The following is a 560-nucleotide window of genomic DNA, read 5'->3' as shown; positions in this document are numbered from 1 at the left end:
CTTATACACATTGGAGTCGTTACTATTATAAAAATACTCTTTAAAAGTTGAATATTTAGACTCTATACCTACCTGGTTAAACTCACTATACTGCGAAAAGACGCCATCAAAAGGATCCCTCAAAGTGACAACTAGCTTATAATCCAGCCCATTAATTATTCTAGAAAGCTTATCTAGTTTCATCTGCCAGCTTGCACCTTCAAACTTATAAAAGCCATCAAAGTCAGCACTAAACCATTCATCACTTAGAATTACCTTATTAGCCTTTAATTCCGTAATAAGTGCACTTCTAAGTTCAACTTCTTTGGGTTTATCTTGTTTCTTTGAAAAGCAGTATTTGACTAACTCCAAATAAAGTTCATTTTGATTATTTAGCGGAAGATCATTTCTCCCGATAAATTTAAAACTAGGCAAACGAGGAAAGACAAACTTTTGTAATGATGTAGTAGCTGTTTTATGTAATCCAATATGAATATATAGCTTATTCTTCACTTAGACATCCTATAATTTTTACCCTAACTATATTTTCGCTGCCAACGCTTTTATAATCTAATACAATT

General features: G+C 32.0%; 1 protein-coding gene. It reads right to left on the bottom strand.

What is annotated here, in order from left to right; genetic code table 11:
• A partial coding sequence (locus L1D46_RS20865; RefSeq protein ID WP_239978189.1) for a hypothetical protein occupies positions 1–492 on the bottom strand: 492 nt, incomplete at its 3' end.
• Positions 493–560: the final 68 nt, after the last annotated feature.

It is taken from the genome of Pseudoalteromonas sp. Isolate3, assembly GCF_022398505.1.
Taxonomy (GTDB): Bacteria; Pseudomonadota; Gammaproteobacteria; order Enterobacterales; family Alteromonadaceae; genus Pseudoalteromonas; species Pseudoalteromonas apostichopi.
Note: the sequence above shows the minus strand (reverse complement) of the source record. Positions and strands in the feature narration are given on the sequence as shown.